Raw genomic sequence first — 1,530 nt, forward strand, 5'->3', positions numbered from 1 at the left:
ACTCAACTTTCGCACCAATAAAATAAGTGCTAATCGTTGGCTGTATTGAACTTTAAGTCTATCCATTATGTTGTTTGACAAAATGAATATAAAATGAAAAACACCTCGTTCCTTGGTATAGTGAGATTGACAAAAAATCACTACCACATAGAAGAGGTGTCCTCTACATGATAGACCAAAATTGCCAATACAATCAACTACCAAAAGAACTTGATTCTGTTTTTTCTGAGCTTGAAATGAAGAAGCACTTACGCCATGCTGGCATTAAAAAATCCTTTGGTTTTAGTTGTTCTTAGTTGTTTCAACTTGTTTTCTGCTTGATTTTCCAACACAAGAATTGGTTTTCTCTTCTTGAGTCAAAGAAAGCAGATCAATTCCCAGCCAAGGACGCCGTGTATCGTTTCTTAAACCAATCGACGTTCAACTGGCGGCGGTTTTTACTTCTTTTGAGCACATTTACTATTCGCAAAGTAGAACGCCTTACTGACAAAAGTCGTCCTAAAGTCTTCATTGTTGATGACTCATCGTTTTATCGAAATCGTAGTAAAAAAGTAGAACTGCTGGCTCGTTGCTTTGACCACGCTTCTCTTAAAATGCGTTTTTATAAAGGATTTCGCATGTTAACTTTAGGCTGGTCGGACGGCTACACCTTCATGCCCATTGACTTCTCTTTACTCAGTTCCAAGAAGGCTCAGATTAATGGAATCTCTGAACAAATTGATAAACGTACCTGTGGGTATAAACGCCGTAAAAATGCTTTACAGTCAGAACCCGAACAGATCCCTAGTATGCTCAAACGAGCGCTTGCCAGTGGAATAAATGCAAGCTATGTTCTAATGGATTCTTGGTTTACTTTGCCTCCACTTGTCAAAGCCATTGTGGAACAAGGTTTAGACGTGATTGGCATGGTCAAGGAAACAAAACAACGATATAACGTTGACGGAAAGCTGGTTTCGTTAAAGCAGCTCTATCGCCTGGCTCAACCCCTACAGTCGAAGAAGGGTATCCTTCGCTCTATCCGTACCGTTATGGCGAATGTAACTCCTGTAAAAGTTATATTCGTTCAAAACAGAAACAAGAAAAGTGAATGGCTTGCCCTCCTCAGTACGGACTGCACCCTTTCCGAACAGGAAATTGTTCGAATCTATGGGATGCGTTGGGATATTGAAGTGTTCTTTAAGACGACAAAATCGCTTTTAAAACTTGAAAAAGAGTTCCAAAGTCGCTCATATGATGGGTTAATCAGCCATACCACTATTGTATTTGCACGTTTTATCGTGCTATCGTGGCAAAACCGCTGCAACACCGATCAAAGAACAATAGGCGGGCTGTTTTATGAACTTTGCGACGAAGTAAATGAACTTGATTGGGCTGTTGCATTGCAGCAGTTAATCGAGCTTCTTCAAGACGCACTAAAACAGACCAATAAAAGATTTAAAAAGTTAATTCAAAGTCAACTGGAACAGTGGATCTCTGGCCTACCTAGTTATATCAAAGCTTATTTGCCAATTTCACTCTGCGAAAGTTGAG

1 pseudogene is annotated in these 1,530 nt (G+C 39.8%); it reads left to right on the top strand.

Annotated elements, in window-relative coordinates:
* Positions 1-167: 167 nt before the first annotated feature.
* Positions 168-1,529, top strand: a pseudogene (locus GBH70_RS16360) (IS4 family transposase).
* The last annotated feature ends 1 nt before the right edge of the window (position 1,530 follow it).

Origin of the sequence: Weizmannia acidilactici, assembly GCF_008974225.1 — a bacterium.
GTDB classification, from domain to species: Bacteria; Bacillota; Bacilli; order Bacillales; family Bacillaceae_C; genus Weizmannia; species Weizmannia acidilactici.